Origin of the sequence: Vibrio sp. 14G-20 (assembly GCF_026241515.1) — a bacterium.
GTDB lineage: Bacteria > Pseudomonadota > Gammaproteobacteria > Enterobacterales > Vibrionaceae > Vibrio.
Genome location: NZ_JAPHPW010000007.1, coordinates 1 through 22456 on the forward strand (window position 1 = coordinate 1; position 22456 = coordinate 22456).

At 46.3% G+C, this 22456-nt stretch carries 12 protein-coding genes and 1 pseudogene; 3 read left to right on the forward strand and 10 right to left on the reverse strand.

Going from position 1 to position 22456, the window contains the following annotated elements:
- Positions 1-619 precede the first annotated feature (619 nt).
- From OQJ75_RS07920 to OQJ75_RS07940, 5 genes and pseudogenes are all read right to left on the reverse strand, one after another.
- Positions 620-1660: pseudogene (locus OQJ75_RS07920) on the reverse strand (family 16 glycosylhydrolase); the annotation flags it as partial.
- Between the two features lie 211 nt (positions 1661-1871).
- Entirely contained in the window at positions 1872-4643 is a 2772-nt protein-coding gene (locus OQJ75_RS07925) for a glycoside hydrolase family 3 protein (protein ID WP_265972599.1), read from the reverse strand.
- Between the two features lie 201 nt (positions 4644-4844).
- On the reverse strand, positions 4845-7181 hold the full coding sequence (locus tag OQJ75_RS07930) for an immunoglobulin-like domain-containing protein (protein ID WP_265972598.1): 2337 nt from the start codon (positions 7179-7181) through the stop codon (positions 4845-4847).
- Between the two features lie 214 nt (positions 7182-7395).
- On the reverse strand, positions 7396-9462 hold the full coding sequence (locus OQJ75_RS07935; RefSeq protein ID WP_265972597.1) for a prolyl oligopeptidase family serine peptidase: 2067 nt from the start codon (positions 9460-9462) through the stop codon (positions 7396-7398).
- A gap of 11 nt (positions 9463-9473) precedes the next feature.
- Entirely contained in the window at positions 9474-10391 is a 918-nt protein-coding gene (locus tag OQJ75_RS07940) for a LysR family transcriptional regulator (RefSeq protein ID WP_017075317.1), read from the reverse strand.
- 247 nt (positions 10392-10638) lie between these two features.
- Here OQJ75_RS07940 and OQJ75_RS07945 point away from each other — a divergent pair, with 247 nt between their 5' ends.
- The 3 genes from OQJ75_RS07945 to OQJ75_RS07955 all read left to right on the forward strand — a co-directional run bounded on the left by OQJ75_RS07945 (position 10639) and on the right by OQJ75_RS07955 (position 16783).
- On the forward strand, positions 10639-12330 hold the full coding sequence (locus tag OQJ75_RS07945; RefSeq protein WP_265972594.1) for an L-lactate permease: 1692 nt from the start codon (positions 10639-10641) through the stop codon (positions 12328-12330).
- 295 nt (positions 12331-12625) lie between these two features.
- Complete coding sequence (lldD, locus tag OQJ75_RS07950; protein WP_102478988.1) at positions 12626-13765, forward strand: FMN-dependent L-lactate dehydrogenase LldD; 1140 nt, start codon at positions 12626-12628, stop codon at positions 13763-13765.
- 162 nt (positions 13766-13927) lie between these two features.
- The gene (locus OQJ75_RS07955; protein ID WP_265972591.1) at positions 13928-16783 is read left to right on the forward strand and encodes an FAD-binding and (Fe-S)-binding domain-containing protein; all 2856 of its coding nucleotides are present in this window, start codon (positions 13928-13930) and stop codon (positions 16781-16783) included.
- Positions 16784-16913: 130 nt separating this feature from the next.
- On the opposite strand, the gene OQJ75_RS07960 is transcribed toward OQJ75_RS07955, so the two are convergent.
- From OQJ75_RS07960 to OQJ75_RS07980, 5 genes are all read right to left on the reverse strand, one after another.
- Positions 16914-17156: a hypothetical protein gene (locus OQJ75_RS07960; RefSeq protein ID WP_265972590.1), complete on the reverse strand. Its 243-nt coding sequence runs from the start codon at positions 17154-17156 to the stop codon at positions 16914-16916.
- Between the two features lie 152 nt (positions 17157-17308).
- Entirely contained in the window at positions 17309-19045 is a 1737-nt protein-coding gene (locus OQJ75_RS07965) for an ABC transporter permease subunit (protein ID WP_265972588.1), read from the reverse strand.
- Between the two features lie 4 nt (positions 19046-19049).
- Positions 19050-20561, reverse strand: a complete 1512-nt coding sequence (locus OQJ75_RS07970; RefSeq protein ID WP_265972586.1) for an ABC transporter substrate-binding protein — start codon at positions 20559-20561, stop codon at positions 19050-19052.
- 82 nt (positions 20562-20643) lie between these two features.
- Positions 20644-21495, reverse strand: a complete 852-nt coding sequence (locus OQJ75_RS07975) for an ABC transporter ATP-binding protein (protein WP_265972584.1) — start codon at positions 21493-21495, stop codon at positions 20644-20646.
- Positions 21492-22250, reverse strand: a complete 759-nt coding sequence (locus OQJ75_RS07980; protein WP_265972583.1) for an ATP-binding cassette domain-containing protein — start codon at positions 22248-22250, stop codon at positions 21492-21494. The genes OQJ75_RS07975 and OQJ75_RS07980 overlap by 4 nt, the downstream gene beginning before the upstream one ends.
- Between the last annotated feature and the right edge of the window lie 206 nt (positions 22251-22456).

Genomic DNA, 22456 nt, shown 5'->3' on the forward strand with positions numbered 1-22456 from the left:
AATGCTCCCAACCAAGACTCCGAATACATTAGCGCAAACCAACTCCGTTATTACTCAATTGTAGTTGCAATAACGGGGCGGACCATACATAGCTATAACCAAGTTTGCAACGCCAATGAACGTGATGACAAAAACGGTCAATCGGCCAGATTAAGAACCTGACACAAAAAATAGCAATCAATGCTTTGGGCTTTTTAAGGATAATCTGGCGCGGATATCATCGTGGAGCTGGGAAGCTAATGCTCCCAACCAAGACTCCGAATACATTAGCGCAAACCAACTCCGTTATTACTCAATTGTAGTTGCAATAACGGGGCGGACCATACATTATTTGCTAAAGCAAAGCTCCCTCTCATATGTGAAATGCACTTTCGCAGCGCGAATAAGTCATCTATAAAGAGTGCTAAATCAACGATGCCACTACAGGTAACGGTTAGCCACGATGGTGTAAAAATGAAGACAGGGTTTAAGAGGCTTAAGAAAGAAAGGAAGCAGAGCAAATAGGTGGGATAAAAAATGGTGTAGCTTATTCCTAAACTACACCATTTTCTTTAATAATTTTATTTCTATGATTCACGAACAAAAGTGAAACTGAGGATCGTACACCCCCTAATATCTATGGCGCTGAATGTCCGGGTACAAGCACCGCATCAGGTGAAATTGAAGCACAACCTTGACCAGTCGAGGTATTCGAACCACATTCGTATACACGAACATAATCTACAACCATTGTTTGTGGCATAACAGAGTTATCAATACCCTTATCATTCGTGTTACCAGCCCAAGCACCACCAACCGCTAGATTAAGCAGTAAATGAAACTTCTGATTATAAGGTGCGTCCTCTTCACCTATAACCACTTGGCCATTCTCGGTATATTGACTATACCAACCACTTGAGCGCTGAGTCGCATAGTGGACATCATCAACATACCAACGAATCTCATCTTTCTCCCACTCTAAGGCATAAGTGTGGAAATCATCCGCAGGGTTGACGTTATCCGGCATATAATACTCTTCGCCCGATTCAACATTATTCGGCCAAGCAGCGCCGTAATGAAGTGTTCCATATACACGTCTTTCAGGAGTGCCACCTATTAACCCACCAGCATCTGAAGGAGCCTTCAAATTCACAGCTTCAACAATGTCGATCTCACCAGAAGCAGCCCACCCCCCGTAAACATAATCTGTCGGCAACATCCAGATCGCTGGCCACGTACCTTGCCCGTATGGAAGTTTCGCTCTGATTTCAAAACGACCATACTTCCAATCACCTTTGTTCATCGTACGCAGGCGTGCTGAGGTATATGGTAACGTCGTAGTGTCGCTCCAATCCCCTTCAGGGTTATTGGGCCCTGTGAATGTTTCTTGTTTTGCAAGGATATAAAGCTTGCCGTCATCTAAGTATGAGTTATCTGCACGGTCGGTATAGCATTGCTGTTCTCCATTACCGCCTCCCCAGCAGTTGACTTCGTAACCCCATTTGGTTCTATCGATCTCAGCACCTGAAAATTCATCACTCCACACCATTGCCCAACCATTTACATCTGGTGGTGTTGGAGTACTTGGTGAGTCAGTACCGCTGTTACAACCAGCAATCAATGCACTGCTACAAAGTGCGGCTAAGGTTAATTTTTTGGTATGTTTATTTGTGTTCGACATAATTCAACTTAAAATCTATTAATTTTGAAAGCGCTTTCAATTTATCATACGTACTACTTTGAATCACAAAGTAGCGGTCACTTTGTGATTACCTAACGTGATTTCCGTCACATGAAAACTTGAATACCCCCCTTATATAGACAAAAAATATGCAGCGTTAGTTAGACGCTGCATATCAATCATTTCAATTTACTTAAACCAACTTAAACCATCAACATTTTCGAAGCTCTAACTCGTGCACTGTTGCCCCTGCTTTAACAAAGTCAATACACACGTGATAGTAACCTTGCACCAAGTACAGTTTAGAACCTTCAATATTCACAAGTTCCCCATCAGTCCCATGGACAGACAGAGACATACAAAACTCATCATTCAAACTTAAAGCACAAGAGGACTGCGCCAATGATGGCCTGTCGTAGCTCATGCTTGCTGCGATTTGATAAGTCGCCGGTGTGGCAACCTCAATAACAAAGCTCGTATTACTGTTTGTATTCAGTGGCGGTATTGCATCTACCGTAATAGCATTGCTTCCGAAGTACTCATGAAAAGGGTTCACCGCTTTTACCGCTTTATAGCGCTCAACTGGGCGATCCATTGCAGGCGAATCCAAAATAAAGCGACAAATATTCATGACGCTTCTCTGCAATTCACCAAGCGTCAGCGTACCCTGCTCTATCGCCGTCAGGGTATCGTCTCCTGCTACATTCGTGGCTGCACCATCATTATCCACAACCATGTAAAGATCGTTCTGAGCTCGGATCATGTAAGAGGTGTGTACTTTATCCTCACCCCCACCGTCGACGGGGTGATTCATTTTCGCCCACCAATCGGTCATAACAATGCCTTTAAAACCCCATTCATTACGTAACACGCTTGTATTAAGGTCATAATTTGACGCCCCCCAATGACCGTTAACAGGGTTGTAGCAAGTCATGATGGTTGTCGCGCCCCCATATTTCACGGCCATTTCAAACGGCTTAATGTGGACTTCTCTGATTGCGCGTTCAGACATAACGCTGTCTACATCCATTCGCCCTGTTTCTTGGTCATTTGCTGCAAAATGCTTGAGCGTACCAGTAACACTCGCTTGTTTTAACCCGCTAACTTGCGCGACCGCGATGGTACCTGTGAGGTATGGGTCCTCTGAAAAGTATTCAAAGTTTCGGCCATTTAAAGGGTGTCGATGAATATTTATGCCCGGACCTAGCAGTGTATCTATTTGATACGCGCACAGCTCTTTACCAATCCAGTAAAACAATTGTTCGTTTAATTGTGGGTTCCAAGTACAACCTAGTAGTGTGCCAATTGGGACCTGTGTCGCCTGGTGACCACTGTCCATACGAATACCAGAAGGGCCGTCAGCGGCTGCGACAGCGGGGATCCCAAAATCGGTCAAATCATCTGATATTCCACCAAATGCGGCGGCAGTACCGGGAGCGACTTTCGGGCTACACATGCCTTCACCACGAACAATGGTCGCTAGCTGTGGTAACGATAGTTGAGCCACAAACTGATCTAGCGCTGCCTCGCCAGATTTTACGTCTTGCAGCTTTACTCCAATATCTCCCGTTATCGCTAATTCCTGCGGTAAATTGGATTCAATTCGGTCTAACAAAGAGACGCTGCGCTGAGGAACGGGCTCAAAAGCGACATCATATTGGCCATCAGAACAGCCTTTAGGCTTCATTCGTTCAAATGAACGTGAAGGGGCTAACGCTTCTTGGCACTCTTGCGTCACAATAAGCGAGGATACATGATACCTATGCGCTAGTTTCGCTGTGTCACGAACACTTGCCCCAATATGGAAGTAATAGTCGCCGGGTTCCAATACATAACAGCTTTTGTGGCCCGTGACACCGCTGTCGTCATATGATGCTAAATCACGAGCAGGGATAGAAATAGTATGGGTTTCAGATGCTCCTGGATTGAGTTCTGAGGTTTTGACAAAGCCAACAAGCGAACGAGCCGGTTTACCCAGTTTTCCTTGCGGCGCTTCTAAATACACTTGAACGACGTCTTTTCCTGCGTAAAGCTCCCCGATATTGGTGACCTTCACAGAAACTCGCACTACTGAATTTTGAACTTGCCCTACAATGTCAAAACCGACTAGATCTTGTTGGAAACGGGTATAGGACAAACCAAATCCGAATTCAAACTGAACAGCGCTAGGCTTAAAAGTCTCAAAATACCGATACCCAACGTAAATATCCTCGGCATAACAGTTGTAGTCTGAGCGTCCAAAATTAGCGGAAGAAGGGTATTCGCACAAATCGTAGGCTATTGTATCGGTCATCTTTCCTGAAGGAGAGATATTACCCGATAAAACATCAGCTAAAGCATGCCCTCCCTCCATACCTGAAGCCCAGCAATAGAGTACTGACTTAATAACGTGACGATTTTCAAGTGTCACCAACCAAGACATATCCATCACATTAGTGGTATTCATTACAACAATGACTTCAGAGAAATGCTGGGTAACCTTCTTCAGCATGCTCATTTCGATGTCAGTCATTTTATAACTGCCAGGAAGGTCAGCATTATCTTGATCTTCACCCGCGGTTCGACCAACAATAAAAACCGCTTTATTCGATTCCGTTGAAGCAAGAGCCACATCTTCATCACTGAGTAACATTTCTTCTTGATACCAAGGCTCAGCTGCCCAACCACCTCCGCCATCATCAAACGGATTTTCCTTGACCCATTGTCGATAACGTTCGGCTAAGTTCTCGTTCAGATGAATCGTGTCATTGTCTTGAAATCCTTTGATGATCGAGACTGCATATCTAACGTTAACCGCCCCACCCGATCCCGTACCACTGCGGTAAGTATCTAACTGACAACGACCAAATACAGCCAAGTTATCACTGTGTTTAATGGGCAATACTGCTTCATCATTTTTCAATAACACAATGCCTTCCGCAGCAGCTTGTCTGCTAATTGGGGCTAGCCTATTCTGAACGTCTAATAAATTGTCTCTGTCCATGAACTTTATCTCCGAGGTACTCATGATTGTCAGTATTTGATTACAAGTGAATATTGGTCACGCTAACGTATAGTAAAGCCTCTTCCTACAAGAAAAATCAGCTTTAATATAAACTCGTGTTTTTAATTAATAGTGTTAATTGATGTTGTTAATTAAATTAGCCTCTTGAGAAGTCATCAAGAGGCTAGGTTTATAGAGCAGTTAGAATGTTGCTGGTTTTATTACGATGTCGTCTAGGTAGATTTCTTGTCCTGGAGGACCTGCTACAAGCAATTCAATTGAAATTGAATCTGCATGCTGGCCTAGAGTCCATGGGATCTCTACCTCTGTCCATTCTGAACTTACCGACCAGTACTCTTCCCATTTAGATTCAGCAGGTAAACCTGAACCATCTGGAGATTCTGTATGTAAACCAACTTTGAATACGCCACCTTCAGTGAATGCACCCTTCATCTTAAGCGATACGACCAACTGGTCACCTGGCTGAACTGAACCTTGACCAAAGCGCTCTTGCTTCAATACACCCGTTGTGTATTTTACAGCGCCATCAACAATGACAGGGTCGACACCTGCAAACTGCAACCAACCGTCAAGGCCTGAAGAGAAATCGCCATTCGTGACTAGGTTGTCGACATCTTCTGTAGACAACACATAAACCGTTCTTTCAGCAACAGACTCATTGCCATCAGAATCCTCAACTGTGTATGTCACAGTGTGAGTTCCTACTTCTGCAGTGCTAAAATCATCACCCGTTACAACAACAGACGCTGTAATGTCACCATCCACGTTGTCGTTAACAACATATCCAGACTCGACATATATTTCACCGACAGACATACGTACATCACCGCCTGTCAAAGTAATCACAGGCGCAATCATATCGGCAGTAATCACTTCGATTGAGATATTATCAAGTGTGATAGGCGTGGCAGCACCGCCACCAATCGCGAAAATCAAATCGACTGGTTTCGCTGCATTTTCATTGGCTGTAAATTGAACACTGTAGTTATCAACTTCAGTAGAGATACCAACCGTTGTGTCATCCATTACAGGAAGGTACCAAGGGTCTGTTGTAAGCAGTTGTCCAACCTGAAGTACGATATTTCGAGCCTCACCCGCCTTTGCATCAAAAGTCACAATATAAGCCTGACCTTGCTCTAGCTCGACACCAGATTGAACGAAGCGTGGTTGCCATGTTGCCCCAGGCGTAAACTCAGAAATAACCAATTGGCCTTCTACAATTTCTAGTTTGCCCTCACCTTCTTGAAGAACCCATTCACTACCTATTGAAGTAGAAAAGTCACCATTCACGATCAGGTTTTCGGATACGACTGACTCATAGACTGTTACAGTTCTTTCTGCTGTTCCAGTATTGTTTGAGCTGTCAGTTGCCGTGTAAGTGATTGTGTAATTACCAATGGTATGAACATCAACATCACCAGAAATAGTAATATCTTTGATTTCACCATCAACGTCATCATTCGCGGTTGCACCAAGCTCAACATATTCACCATCAAGCTCAACACGCACCGTTGATGCACCATTCAATGTTAATTCTGGTGGCGTTATATCATTTTCAAGATCAGGAGCCGCTTCAATAATGACGGTTCGTGTAACAGGCTTACCGACGTTACCTGTCGTGTCGACTGCGCTGTAAGTGATCTGATAGGTATCGTTTTTATCTGCATCAACTTCACCTGAATCACCATAGGTCTTTTTAACGACGATTTCGGTTGTGTCATCTTGATTATCTGTTACTGAATAACCTGGGTCTTCAAAAGTATCAACAGCATCTGGATAGTTAAGCTGAGTGATTGATGCACCACCAATAAGAGTTAACTGAGGCCCTTCCGAATCTCGATATTCAGGGTAAACCGCTACGTTATCAACGTTATAAACGGTTGCATCAGTGTTTGGGTACATCTTGATGGCCGTGATAGTGGTAAGTTCAGCGTTGCTTTTCAACAACTCTGATTTTGTAAAGACAAAGTGGCTCCACTCTGCTGTTGGCTCTGCGGCAAAATCCATTGTCGCTATGATATCTGCGCCGCTAGAGTCCTGCCCTTCAACTAAAAATGTCCATTTAGCCGCAGTATCGCTGTATTGCGCAATAGAACCAGACGATGATGCAACATTAGCCGATCCTACCATGCGTAAGTCGAACTCGATGGTAGATGCGTCAGGAAGGCTGCTAAATGCTAGGTTACCTAAATCAAAGCCGGCAACTAGGCCCGCATTGTCAGCCGTTGTGAACTGTACAACATTTCGTGTTGAGCTTGTTCGTGTCGCAACATCAGAAGTCACAATCGGTGTGTGTGCATTCGTTGGAACAACAAATTGTGGCTGCTCTCCATCTTTACCGCTAAACACACCTTGTGTTGGCGATATATGGAAACCTTGGTCTGCAACATACTCTTCCGAAGGTGACGGCGTCGTTACTACCGTATCGTTATCATCACTATCACAACCCACTAATGCCAGACCTAGCGCTACGCACATAGCGATATTAGATAGTCTAAATTTACCTTTTGTTTCCATACATAACCTCATTGACTTGACATATCGCCCCAAAAAAAGAAAGCGCTTTCTTTATGAGAATATTCACACACTGGAGGATGAGATAACAACAGGATAGTTATATTTGTTTAAACGACGTCACAGATACCCGATCAGGAAAATCGCTTTTAGTGATCTACCTTCTCAAATATGAATAAGTACCAAGTAATACTGCGAAATTTGGCTAATTATCCACTTATGATTCGTTTATTTGTTCAGTTGTTACCCCCATATTAAACAGGGTAAATGCGTAGATATCAGCGGTGAGATCGATCGCTTTACTCAATGGCATTCCAGCACCATGCCCTGAATTTACGTCAATACGAATCATCACAGGCGCGCCACCTTCATGCTTGTCTTGCAGCTCTGCAATGAACTTATAAGAGTGAGCAGGTACCACGCGGTCATCGTGATCAGCGGTCGTAACAAGAGTCGCCGGATAATCAACGCCACGCACCACATTGTGAACGGGAGAATAGCCAAGTAAGTATTCGAACATCTCTTTATTCTGCGCTGACGTGCCGTAGTCGTACGCCCAGCCTTCACCAGACGTGAAGGTGTGGTAACGCAGCATGTCCAACACACCGACCGCAGGCAGAGCCACTTTGAACAGCTCAGGCCTTTGCGTCATACACACGCCAACCAACAAACCACCGTTAGAACCGCCGCGAATCGCTAACTTATCACTGCAGGTGTAATTTTCTTCAATCAAGAACTCCGCTGCAGCAATGAAGTCATCAAATACATTCTGCTTCTGTTGTTGTGTGCCCGCTTTGTGCCACGCCTTACCATACTCACCGCCGCCACGCAGGTTCGGCACCGCATACACACCACCCAGCTCCAACCAACTGCCGACCGTGCACGAGAAAGCAGGCGTTAGGCTGACATTGAAGCCACCATAGGCGTACAGCATGGTTGGGTTATTGCCATCTAACACGAGTCCCTTCTTATAAGAGATAAGCATCGGAACCTTGGTGCCATCCTTCGAGGTATAGAAGACTTGTTTAGACTCAAATTGATCCGATTCAAACGGAGACTCAGAGCGTTGGTAGATTTCTGAATTTCCAGCTTCAACGTCAAACGAGAAAATGGTTGGCGGCGTAACATAGTTGGTAAAGGTGTAATAAAGCTGGGTTTGCTCTTTTTTACCACCCAAGCCACTGGCCGTTCCGAGATCAGGTAAGTGGATTTCACGAACCAGATTGCCTTGGTAATCCAGCTGCTCAATCTTGGACACCACATCGACCATGTAATGAGCAAACAAGTAACCGCCACCAGTGCTGATATCTAACGACTGTGGCTTTTCGGGGATGATATCGAGCCACTGTTGATTGCGAGTATCAAAGCTCACCACCTTGCCGTTTGGCGCATCGAGGTTGGTGTATAAGATGAAGACTTCGTCTTGGTTATCGATGAGGTAAGTATCGCTATCCACATGATCAATCAACGTGTTCAGCGATTGTTCTGGTGAATTTAAATCGATATAGAACAGTCTGTTACCCGATGTCGACTCTCGTCCTAGGATGACCAAGTAGCGGTCGTCTTCAGTGGTGTAGCCAGATACATAGCGATGCTGCTCGGTATTGTTGTCACCAGAAATCACTTTGTCGCTGGCTTGTTCGGCACCCAACTCATGGAAGTAAAGTTTGTGCTGTTCGGTACGTGCAGAAAGCTGGCTGCCGTCTGGCTTGTCGTAACTAGAGTAATAAAAGCCGCGATTACCCAACCAAGATATGCCGGTGAACTTCGCATCGGTGATTTCGGCTTCAAGCTGCTGTTTAGTCTCGGCATCAATCACAAAGATCTTGCGCCAGTCGCTGCCGCCCTCGGAGATGCTGTACGCAACTAAACTGTAATCTTTTGAAAACGACACTGAGCCAAGTGATGTGGTGCCATCTTCCGAGAAGGTATTCGGATCTAAGAAAACCTCTTCTTGTTGCCCTTCTTTCTGACGATAAAGAATACTGTGATTCTGCAGGCCATCATTCTTATAGAAGTAGGTGTAGTCGCCTCGCACAAACGGCTGTGAGCTCTTTTTGTAGTCTTGCGCTTTCGCTAATCGCTCTCGCAGTTCTGCGCGATACGGGATCTGAGCAAGATAATCGAACGTCACTTCATTTTGGCTCGCCACCCACTGTGCGGTTTCATCACTTCGATCATCTTCTAGCCAGCGATAAGGGTCTTCAACTATTTGATCAAAATAATCATCGCTGACGATCTGTTTGTTGGTGATTGGATATTGATACTCTGTTGAATAGCTCATCGTGATCCTTATTAAAAATAATGTGAAATCGTCAGGTAACGCGTTCTGATGTGTTCAATCAACAACTTAATCTTGTTAGGTGGCTGACGAGTGAACGGGTACACCGCATAAATGCCAAGTTTTTTCCCGACCAAATCAGGAAAGATATCCACCAGCTGGCCGTTACGAATATCGTGATAAACAAGACAACGTGGCACGTACGCAACCCCATGACCGCCCAACGCCGCCTTTCTTAATGCCGTCGCATTATCGGTAGAGAAAGAGCCCGAAACACGTACGATGTATTTATCGTTATCAGTAAAGCCGTCTTTACTATGCAGGAACTGCCATTCACTGGCACCTGTTGTTTGATAGGCGTATTGCAGGCAGTTGTGATCAACCAAGTCCTTGGGTTGCATCGGCTTGCCGTTCTTGGCGATATAAGACGGAGAAGCACACACCACCCATTGCGAATCCAATATATGACGAGCGATTAAACTGGAATCTTCCAAATAACCCGTCCGAATAACCAAATCAAGGCCATCATCAACCAAGTCGACAAAGCGATTGTTAAGTGACATATCGACCGTTAAACCTGGGTGCATATTACAAAACTCGGCAACGGCGTCTGCAAGTATCAAATCTCCGGAGATAGTAGGCACTGACATTTTGATATGACCACTGACATTTTCACCAAAGCCTGAAACTGCGTCCATAGCCTCTTGCGCCGCCTGCTTCACATTTTTGGCGCTGTGTAACATTGCCTTGCCCGCCTCGGTCAGGGTTAATTTACGCGTCGTTCGATATAATAATTGCACGCCAATCTCTTCCTCTAGACGTGCAATTCTCTTACTAACTACCGAATTTGTAAGGTTATTTTGTTCTGCCACCTTACTAAAACTACCCAGTTCAACTACCTGTGAAAACAGGATCAAATCGTCTGCTCGCATTTGATTATGCCAATTTTGGAATTAATTATTTTCATTATTTCCCTATATCAATAAAAAATAAAGGGGTAAATTCACGCCAAATTAACAAAACAATTACAAAAACAGCTTTTGCAATCACATCGATTACAAATAAAGCGACTCTAATTACAACAACTGAATCCTCGAGATTCAGATTACACCTACAAAACTAATAACGTGTTATTCACTTCAAACATGAACGTTTGAAAACAAGTACGAGGAAGTACCCATGAGTGAAACCCTACTAGCTCTATTGGCCTTTTCGCCAATAGTTGTTGCAGCGATTCTGCTGGTTGGCCTTAACTGGCCAGCAAAAAAAGCGATGCCAGTGGCATTTGCATTAACCGTTGCTATCGCCCTATTTGCTTGGGATATGTCTAGCACTCGCGTGTTAGCTTCAGTATTCCAAGGCTTCGGCATAACCGTGTCGGTTCTCTGGATTGTGTTTGGCGCCATCTTCTTATTAAACACTTTGAAACACACCGGAGCTATCACCACCATCCGTAACGGCTTTACTGACATATCAGCAGACCGTCGTGTACAAGCGATCATCATCGCTTGGTGTTTTGGTTCATTCATTGAAGGTGCATCTGGCTTCGGTACACCCGCTGCAATCGCCGCTCCATTGTTGGTTGCCATCGGCTTCCCAGCATTAGCCGCGGTACTGATGGGTATGATGATTCAATCTACGCCAGTATCATTCGGCGCGGTTGGTACACCTATCATTGTTGGCGTAAACAAAGGTTTGGATACGCACAACATTGGTGAAAGCCTGATTGCAAATGGTTCAACATGGGACGCTTATCTACAGCAAATTACGTCAAGTGTAGCGATCATCCACGCCTGCGTTGGTGTGATGATTCCTGTATTGATGGCGATGATGCTGACTCGCTTCTTCGGTAAGAACAAAAGCTGGACTGAAGGTCTTGATATCCTGCCATTCGCACTGTTCGCAGGTGCCGCTTTCACCATTCCTTACGCACTAACGGGTGTTTTCCTCGGCGCTGAGTTCCCATCACTGATTGGTGGTTTGGTTGGCCTTGCTATTGTTGTAACAGCAGCAAAACGTGGCTTCCTAGTACCTAAATCAAAATGGGATTTCGAAAGCGAAGATAAGTGGCCAGCAGAATGGCTAGGCTCTTTGAAAATCGATCTAGATGACGATAAAGGTCATAAGAAAATGAGCATGGCGATGGCATGGGCACCTTACGTGCTGCTCGCTGTCACTCTAGTTGCTAGCCGTGTGAGCCCTGAGTTCAAAGGCCTGCTTAAGAGCGTTAGCCTTTCTTTCAGCAACATCCTTGGTGAGACAGGCGTAAGCACAGCGATTCAACCTCTGTATCTACCTGGCGGTATCTTGGTCTTCGTCGCGCTGGTTGCGGTTCTGATGCAATCTCGCAGCGCAACGCCACTGGCGAAAGCGTTCGGTGAATCAAGTAAAACACTGATTGGCGCAGGGTTTGTGTTGGTGTTCACCATCCCAATGGTACGTATCTTCATTAACTCTGGCGTGAACGGTGCAGATTTAGCAAGTATGCCAGTAACCACGGCAAACTTCGCAGCTGACCTAGTCGGCAGTGCATTCCCGGCATTGAGTGCAACGGTTGGAGCGTTAGGTGCCTTCATTGCAGGTTCGAACACTGTTTCAAATATGATGTTCAGCCAGTTCCAATTCGAAGTAGCGCAAACTCTGACTATCTCTAGTGCAGTTGTCGTTGCTCTACAAGCTGTTGGTGCAGCAGCAGGTAACATGATTGCGATTCACAACGTGGTAGCCGCATCAGCAACCGTTGGCTTGCTAGGACGCGAAGGTGCAACCCTACGTAAGACAATCATTCCAACGTTCTACTACTTGGTAATGACAGGCATCATCGGCCTAGTGGTTATCTACGGATTCAAAATGACAGACGCACTTATGTAAGCCATAAGTCGTTCCAAAAGCACTTGGCGTTAATACTCAATTCCCCGACAGCGACACCGTCTAATAAGACAGTTGATGAGTTCCGGGATGGATACTAGAGCACATCAACACCCTCGGGTATTAACGCCATTTTCCCGCTTTGCAGTTACACAACTTATTTGCTTCATAGATTCGTTGCTTCAAAGCTTAGTTGTTTCAAAGCTAAAGAAAGACAAAACACTGACTCTCAGAATTAAAGCAGCCCAAACCAAGCTCTCATAGAAGGGCAACATCCCAAGAATTTAGGACTGAAATTATGATCATATCCGCATCGACTGATTACCGCGCCGCAGCAAAAGCGAAATTACCACCGTTCCTTTTCCACTACATTGATGGCGGTTCTTACGGAGAACATACCCTACGCCGCAACACGGCTGACCTTGCAGAGATCGCACTCAAGCAGCGTGTACTTAATGACATGTCGGATCTCAATTTGGAAACCGAATTGTTTGGCGAAAAACTAGCGATGCCGATTGCCTTAGCTCCGGTTGGACTAACAGGCATGTACGCACGACGTGGTGAAGTGCAAGCAGCCAAAGCCGCAGACAACAAAGGCATCCCTTTTACCATGTCGACTGTGTCGGTGTGCCCGATTGAAGAAGTCGCGCCTAAGATTGAGCGCCCAATGTGGTTCCAACTTTACGTGCTAAAAGATCGCGGCTTCATGAAGAACGTTCTTGAACGCGCAAAAGCAGCAGGCGTGACTACATTGGTCTTCACGGTAGATATGCCCGTACCCGGCGCTCGCTACCGTGACATGCATTCCGGAATGAGTGGTCCAAACGCCGCTGTTCGTCGTGTATTCCAATCTATGCGTCATCCTAGTTGGGCGGTGGATGTTGGCTTATTGGGTAAACCGCACGACCTTGGCAATATCTCTACTTATCGTGGTTCACCAACCAAACTGGAAGACTACATCGGTTGGTTGGGCGATAACTTCGACCCATCCATTTCATGGAAAGACCTAGAGTGGATCCGTGATTTCTGGGACGGCCCAATGGTCATCAAAGGCATTCTTGATGAAGAAGACGCAAAAGATGCCGTGAGATTTGGCGCAGATGGCATTGTGGTTTCAAACCACGGCGGCCGCCAGCTTGATGGTGTTCTATCAAGTGCTAAAGCATTACCTGCAATTGCAGACGCGGTAAAAGGCGACACTAAGATTCTTGTCGACTCTGGCATTCGTACTGGCTTGGATGTGGTTCGAATGATGGCATTGGGCGCAGATTGCACCTTGCTTGGCCGTTCTTTCGTTTACGCATTAGCAGCGCAAGGACAAGCAGGTGTTGAAAACCTACTCGACCTTTACGACAAAGAGATGCGCGTTGCGATGACATTAACAGGCGCAAAGACAATCAAAGACTTAACTCGTGAATCTTTGGTGGGGCTAGATTAAATCTCCACGATTCAGATTCAGACTCATGCTTTGGTCTACTTAGACTGAAGTTCAATCGGTGTCACAGCAATTCCACTGCCGTTGTGACACCGTTTAAGCACTGGAAAATAAAATAAAAAACAAAACAAAACAGTGCCAAATAAGAAGCACAAGGAAGCAAAGATGGAGACAAACACATCCCATGAGCGAGTAGTAGATGCCAAAGCTTATCAGCAGCTTGAGGCTATACTGGCTCAAAAAATAGAAACGGAACGCATTGTCACACAAGAGGCAAAGCGCTTGGCTTACGGCACCGATGCGAGTTTTTATCGCTTGGTGCCGAAAATGGTTCTAAGGCTTAAAAACTTAGACGAAGTGATATTCACGATTCAAAGTTGTCGTGAACTCGGTATTCATTTTACCTTTCGCGCAGCAGGTACCAGCCTTTCAGGGCAAGCAGTTTCCGACTCGGTACTCATCACTCTGACCGACGACTGGCGCGGCCATGAGATCGTCGACAACGGCAATCAGATCATTCTTCAACCCGGTGTAATTGGCGCGGATGCCAATAAATACCTCGCCCCTTTCCAACGTAAAATCGGCCCAGATCCAGCCTCTATCAATACCTGTAAAATCGGTGGTATTGCGGCGAATAACGCCAGTGGTATGTGTTGTGGTACCGCGCAAAACTCTTATCGCACCGTCGAGAGCATGAAAATCGTATTGAGTGATGGCTCCCTGCTTGATACGGCTGATAACGCCAGCGTTGAGGCATTCAAGCAATCACACAAAGAACTGTTTGAAGGCATTGTTGAATTACATCAACAGACAGCTTCAAACCAAGAACTTGCAGACAGAATCCGCCACAAATACCGCCTTAAAAACACCACCGGCTACGCGCTCAATGCCTTGGTCGATTACCACGACCCAATTGAGATCATCAAACACCTGATGATTGGCTCTGAAGGCACGCTAGGCTTCATCGCAGAGATCACCTACAACACGGTTATTGAACACCCGAACAAAGCCTCGGCGCTGTTGGTGTTTACCGACATCGAACAAGCCAGTAAAGCCGTTACTACGCTATCAAAAACGCCAGTTGCTGCGGTTGAATTGATGGATGGCAGAGCGCTGCGCTCAGTAGCTGATAAACCGGGTATGCCTGCATTTATGCCAAGTTTGGACTTGGAAGCCGCGGCTATTTTGGTGGAATCACACGCCAGCTCCCAGCAGGACTTAGATTTACAATGTAAATCAATTTTGGACGCATTGACTGAATACACGATTGTTGAATCGGTCCCTTTCACCTCCGATCCAAAGACAGTCGCGACTTTGTGGGGCATTCGAAAAGGCATGTTCCCAGCGGTTGGCGCAGTACGTGAAGTTGGCACGACCGTTATCATCGAAGACGTAGCCTTCCCTGTCGAAAACCTAGCGAATGGTATTCGAGAGCTGCAAGAGTTGTTCGATAAATACGAGTACAGCGAAGCGATCATTTTTGGTCACGCCCTCGAAGGCAACCTGCACTTTGTATTCACTCAAGGCTTCGACAGCCAAACAGAAATCGATCGCTACGGCGGTTTCATGGATGACGTTGCCGAACTGGTCGCGGTGAAATACCAAGGCTCACTGAAAGCAGAACATGGCACTGGCCGTAATATGGCGCCTTATGTGGAGTTGGAATGGGGCAAAGATGGCTACGCCTTGATGCAACAGATCAAAGCACTGTTTGACCCAGAAAGACTGCTCAACCCCGGCGTTATCATCAACGACAACCCGAATTCACACATCACGAATTTGAAGCCAATGCCTGCTGCCGATGACCTTGTCGACCGCTGTATTGAATGTGGCTTCTGTGAACCTGTTTGTCCGTCTCGTACGCTGACTCTATCACCACGCCAACGTATTGTTCTGTACCGAGAGCTACAACGCCGCCGTGCTGCAGGTGAAGAAATAGAAGCAAGCGAACTAGAGAAGACTTTTGAATACCAAGGCATTGATACCTGCGCCGCAACTGGCCTGTGTGCCGAGCGTTGCCCAGTGGGAATCAACACCGGTGATTTGATCAAGAAGCTTCGTATTGCCAAGTATGAGAAATTTACACCAATCGCCAAATGGACCGCGGATCATTTCTCGACCACCACTAAACTGACTAAGGCTGGCCTCAAAACCAACCAAGTGGCGAGCAAAGTATTAGGCGCAAATACCGTAGGCAAGCTAACCAATGGCTTGCGCTCTATGACTAAAGGCGCGACACCCGTGTGGATGCCTGAGATGCCGCAATCCAACAGTCACTCGCTAACCTCATCACCAGTGACGGCAGAATCCTCAAGCAATCATAAGAAGGTGGTTTACCTCCCTTCCTGTGCGAGTCGCACCATGGGACAACAAAGCGATGCGGGCGACCAACGTCCTCTAACTGAAGTAACCATGTCTTTACTCAACAAGGCCGGATTTGAGGTTATTCTTCCGAAGAAGCTCGATGACCAATGTTGTGGCATGCCTTACGACAGCAAAGGAATGACCGACTTAGCTCAATCGAAAGCACAACAACTGGAAGAGGTCTTATGGCAAGCCAGTCGTCAGGGTGAATACCCTGTACTAATGGACACCAGCCCATGCGCCAAACGCAGTATTGAGCAATTCACCAAGCCACTAGAGGTGCTAGAGCCAACAGGCTTTGTGAATCAATATTTGCTTGAACATCTGACGCTTAAGCCACTGCAAGAAACCGTGATGCTGCATGTCACCTGTAGTTCTCGTCGAATGGGCTTAGAAGGCGCGATGTTGAGCCTTGCTAAAGCCTGTACCGAAGAGGTGATTGTTCCTGAGCATATTCAATGTTGTGGCTGGGCGGGTGATAAAGGTTTTACCACTCCAGAGCTGAATGAAGCAGCGGTACACCCACTCAAAGAACAAGTACCGAGCAACTGTACTCGTGGATTCAGCAACAGCCGAACCTGTGAGATAGGTTTGTCACATCACAGTGGCATTCCGTATCAGTCAATCTTGTACTTGGTGGACGAAGTCGCGCAATAGCGGAGCCTCCCCACTTAAGGTATCGAGCAATTAGCTTAAACCTAAAACGAAAAATGGCAGCCCAATCAGGCTGCCATTTCTTTATCCGATTTAAAACGTATTACCGAGCTAGATATTGCAGAGCTAACGGTTACTGAGCTAAGCGCATCAACTCTTCTGGCAAGTAATGTTCTGCTTCTGCGCCTTTGGCGATTAAGTCGATCACTTTGAATTCACTCATGTCACCAAACTCTTTGGTTAAGTAATCACGAAACGCTTTCTCATTCGGCCATTTACCTCGCACGATATAGCCATCTTCTTTGTCAAAGTCTTCCGTTTCAAAAAAGGAAAAGTCGGTCATACCAATATTGTGGCAATACAAAACGAGATACATGTTGAATCCTTAACACTTAACTAGGGTCTGTTTAACTTTCGAGCAGCTCTAAAAGCGCTTATACAAAGCAGGCCTAAGGTTACAACATAAAGAGCAAATCGGACACTCAATCCAATAGCCCGTCTAAAACTTAACCAACCTGTTCTTTTTTGTTAATCATCAAACATCATGTTAATGGCCGCGCCTAATAAAATCAGCCCAACAATTGGCCCCATAACCGCCAATGGTGCGCGCTCGATGTAAGGCAGGTTCTCTGCAATCATCAAACCCCACTCAGGTGCAGGCGGCTTCGCTCCCAGGCCAATGAAGCTTAGTGAGGTCAGGCTCAATGTAATCACTGGTAGCCTCAACATCGCGTGTCTTAGTAACGGTGGCAACACGTAAGGAAGCAGATAGAAGCGGAAGATTCTGAGCTTGCTGGTGCCCCACAAAGGCGCGAGGTGCGTATAAGGTTGAGCCTTCGCTTCCACTATCAAGCTTGAACAATGCGCCGCCAATGGCGCCCAAGATACCAATACAATCGCGATTAATGCGCTGTTCGGGTTCATGCCCGTTAAACCCGCAACCAGCAAGCCTGCAATAATGTAAGGGATACCCTTAGTTATCTCGATAAGGCCTTGGCTAAAGCGGGTATTAAAGCCCATGATGATGCCTGTCACCAAGCTCAAAAACGTCGCCAAGATACCGGCTTGGAAGGTCGACACCATACCTGATCCGATTCTCGCTAACAGGTCTCGGCCAATGCCATCGGCACCCAATGGGGCTTGCCAGCTTGGATCCGCCAAACGCGAAAATTGACTGGTATATGGGTCACGAAATGCAGCCCAAACCACAATAGCAATTAGGAATGAGAGTATTGAGAAGGCAACAGCACGCTTGGTACGGCTTTGCGTAAAACGAAACGAAGAGTGGCTGCTGATGAGCTTACCGCTTTTCAGGCTGTGGCCCAGAATCAGCTGTTGGATAAACAAGCTCATGCTGCTCACAGCAATTGAAAACAACAGCAATACCAACAGACCGCCTTGCAGCATCGGTAAATCTTGCGCCTTGGCTGCGCCTAAGATCATGCGACCGATACCGGGAATCGAAAAGATAAGCTCAACCGCGACCGCGCCACCAGTCAAACCGATCACGATCATCGCGATCTGTGGGATCAGGCTGCTCAGCGCTCTTTTCAGCGCAAAGCGAATAATTTGGTTGGAGTGAACATTGGCACTGAGCCAGGTGATCACCCAAGGTTCATTTAAAACGCGTTGTAAACTGTCTCTGAGTAGGCGACTAAACAAGCCACTGGCGGGAAGTGCGAGCGCTAAACTCGGTAGCCAAATGTCTTGCCAACCTTGCCAGCCATACGGTGGTAGCCAACCTAACCAGATTGAGAACACCAGTATCAATACCGAGGCCACCACGTACTCTGGCAAGGATATTAATACGGTGCTTAAACTGCTGTAACTCTGCCCTAGTTTGCCCTTCTTCCAACTGCGCAAGGTAGCAAGCAAGCCTGCACCGCACAGTACGAAAGTCATCACAAGTGCACTCGACATCAGAAACAGAGACGTCGACGCTGTCTTTTGAATGCCTAATGCAACCGAAGAACCATCAATCCAGGATTTACCTAGGTCACCAGAAAAGGCACTTCCTATCCAGTCAATTAGGCGCTCGCTTGCCGAACGGTCAAGCTGAAGATCAGCGCGTACCGCCGCCAAAGCTTCAGGCGTAAGCAAATGTTGTTGCCCCGCCCTCGCTCGCAGAATGGATTGGCTTGGGTCGATGCCTGCAATGTCAGGCATCAAACCAACAAGAATCACCACCACAATCAGTGATGCGATTCTTGATAACCAAGGCGTCAAGAGAAATAAGGTTCGACGCAGAGTCTCAGCAGATAGCATCTATTTAGTTAGCCTGTTTCGCTTGTTTGATCTGTGTAGTTTGGTCAACTAAGCGACGCTCGCTTGGATCACGAACTACATTGCTTACACGCTCGCTTTCACCTTGAATTACACGTTCGTGCAATAGTGGAATAGCAGCAAAGTCGTTGAGTATTTTTTGCTCAGCTTCGATGATCGCTTGCTGACGCAGTTCACCTAATGGTTGTAGATCAGCATGAGTCAGAGCTTGGTCTACTTCTTGAGAACAGAATTGACCAAGATTGAATGACCCCTTACAGCCGAAGTCACTCATCATGTAAGCCACCGGGTCACCCGAATCTAGAACCGTTGCACGAGAAAGAATAAACGCATCGAACTTACCTGATAGCGCGTCGTTCTCTATCTGAGCATATTCACGAATATCAAGCTCAACCTTAAAGCCAGCCGATTCAAGTTGTTGTTTCAGTAACGCAGCAACCTCAGGCAACTCAGCACGGTCGGTAAAGGTACCGATAACGATACTTTCGCCGTTTGCTTTTAGCGTCTTATCCAATGTCTGACCTTCAGGTCGAATTGGCTCAGCCCAAGCAAGTGCAGGACCTAATAGGCCTTGTGCGATGTCCGCATGGTTTTCATAAACAGTACTAACGATCTGCTCTCTGTCTACCGCAGCAGCTGCAACCTTACGCAGGTTAATATCGCTGAACACACCAGACTTGTTGTTCAGGTAAAGCGTATTGGTACGAGGCATTGCCACTTCGTAAAGTAGATTCGGATCGATGGTCGCGATTTGTGAAACGGGTACCGCTTCAACGATGTCTGCCGTTCCGGTTCTTAGAGCCGCAGCACGCGCAAAACCGTTAGGAACATATTCTGCGATCACAGATTCAACCTGCGCTTTCTCACCCCAGTAGTCATCAAAACGTTTTAGTTTCGCGCTTGTTGTACCGTTAATCTCAGTCAATTCAAACGGACCTGTACCGGCGCCCATTGGGCTAACACGGCCATCTTCTTGGTATGCACTTGCTGCAAGAATGGCTAACTGAGGGCTTGATAAACGGCTAGGTAAAAGAGGATCATCGAAGGTGGTTTTGATCTCTACTCGGTAGTTATCCATCGCTTTCACTTCTAAATCGATGCCATCTAGAATGCGTGGCTTAGGGGCAGCTTCAAGTGCTTTTTGTAGCGAATTCACTACAGAGTTTGCCGTTAATGTCGAGCCATCGTGGAATTTAACACCTTGGCGAATCGTGAATTGCCAAGTTAGCGGATCAACGTGTTTCCAATCGGTTGCCAGCATCGGCAGTGCTTGGGAAGTTGGGCTCAAGTTAACCAGTGTTTCAGCCGTGCTCCAACGCGACAGTTTGAACGCATCATCAGACAGTGGTGATAAACCCGTTCTTGGCGGCTGCATCATTGCAACACGAATTTCCGATTTGACCGCGGCATCGCTCGACTCAGGTTGAGAGTCAAAACAGCCCGTCAAAGGCAGAGCTAACGCAAGCGCGCAAGCCAGTTTGATTGAATTAAAACGCATAGTTATTTTTCTCTGTGAGCTGTGTTGTGTTAATAAACTGTATTTCGTTAATAAGCTGTATTTCGTAATAAATAAGGTTGAGTTAACAGGTAGATTTGGAAAGTGGCTGAGATTGAATCAGCAACTGCGTCGCAGGATGAGCAGGTATATTCATCACTTGAAGTGTCGGTCCATGCTCCACCATCTCGCCATGGTCAAGAACCAGAATTTCTTCACAAAGCGCTTTTGCTGCGCCTAGATCGTGCGTCACCAGAACGATTCGCATGTCGCGCTTCTTTTTCAGTGAATTAAGTAAATCCAACAATTTTTGACGATTCACCGGATCAAGGCTGCTGGTTGGCTCATCGGCCACCAACACTGCAGGTCTAACGACAAGAGCCCGAGCAATAGCCACACGTTGAGCTTGGCCTGTAGAAAGCTGATTTGGCTTGAGTGACAGCAGGCTGACTGGTAAGCCAACATCCGACAGCGTCTCTTCAATGATGCTTTCATGATTGCCAGAAACATCTAAATTACTTAGCGGCTCGGCTAAGATCTGTCGAACGGTATAGTAAGGATTGAGACTGGTGTGCGGCTCTTGTGGCACCAATTGGATAAGGCGACACACTGTTGCTTGCTCTTTACTATCACGAATAGGCAGTGAATAACCAAATAAGCTGATTCGGCCAACAGTTGGGGCTTTAAGGCCAAATAGCAGCTCAATCAGCGTTGATTTACCGGCACCAGAACGTCCGACAATGGCTAAACTTTTGTCTTCAACATTGAGGTCAATGTTCTGTAGCGCTTTGAACGCCTTGCCACCCAACCAACTAGGGATTGAATAATAGTGAACACCGACATTCTCAAACTTAATCTCGATCGGAGTTTGTGTTTCTAAATCAATCACAGGCATTAACGGCGAGACTTCTGAATTTAATGATAAGGTCGAGTTCATGCGATGAGGTCTCTCAATGAACAGCAGAAAGCGTGAGAGCTCGACTCAAGTGCGTGTTTTGGCTCGCCATAAGCCACCACACCACCATCATCGATAACTAATAACTTGTCGCACGCTAACGCACTATGCAGATCATGAGTAATCAACAAACCACCGATTTGGCGCTGCTTAACATTATCGCGAATCAGCGTAAGTATCTCTTGCTCTGTCACCGGATCTAACGCACTGGTTGGTTCATCTGCAATGATGAGGTCGGCGTTACTCAACAAGCCAATCGCAATACACACTCGTTGGCGTTGCCCTCCAGAAATTTGGCTCGGGTATAACGGCAAGATAGTTTCAGGATTAGGGAAACCAAGTTGTACTAGCAATTCGATGAGTTTGATTTTGTCTTGTGATTTGAGCTTAGTGCGAGTCCCCGTCAATGCCAAACTAAGTTGACCTTCGATTGAAACCAGAGGATTTAATGCTTGAAGGGCATCTTGAAAGATAACCGCAGGTCGTTGTGCTGCGGTTCTTTGCAGCATAGGCAAACCACATACCGCTTCACCAGACAGAGAAATATGACCTTCAACCTCAACCGTTTCTGGTAGAAAACCCGCAATCGCACGTGAAAGCATCGACTTACCAATACCTGATGGGCCCATGACCGCCAACAGCTCACCTCGATACACATCGAAATGGATATCTTGAAAAAGTGTTCTCGAAGAGGTTTTGATCGTTAATCGGTCAACAGACAAAAGTGGGGCGTTCACGCAGGTACTCATAGGTAGATGTTATAACATAACAACTCTATCATTAAGCCTGTATGATGAAAAGTGAACATTGAACCAAATCGCAGAAAATTTGTCTGTGAAACCACCTATGGTCACAATCCGTAAGATACAAAAAAGCGCCTAACTACGAGAAAAAGTCAGGCGCTTTCGTAATGATTCTATATGACCTCAGCTTTATGGTCGCT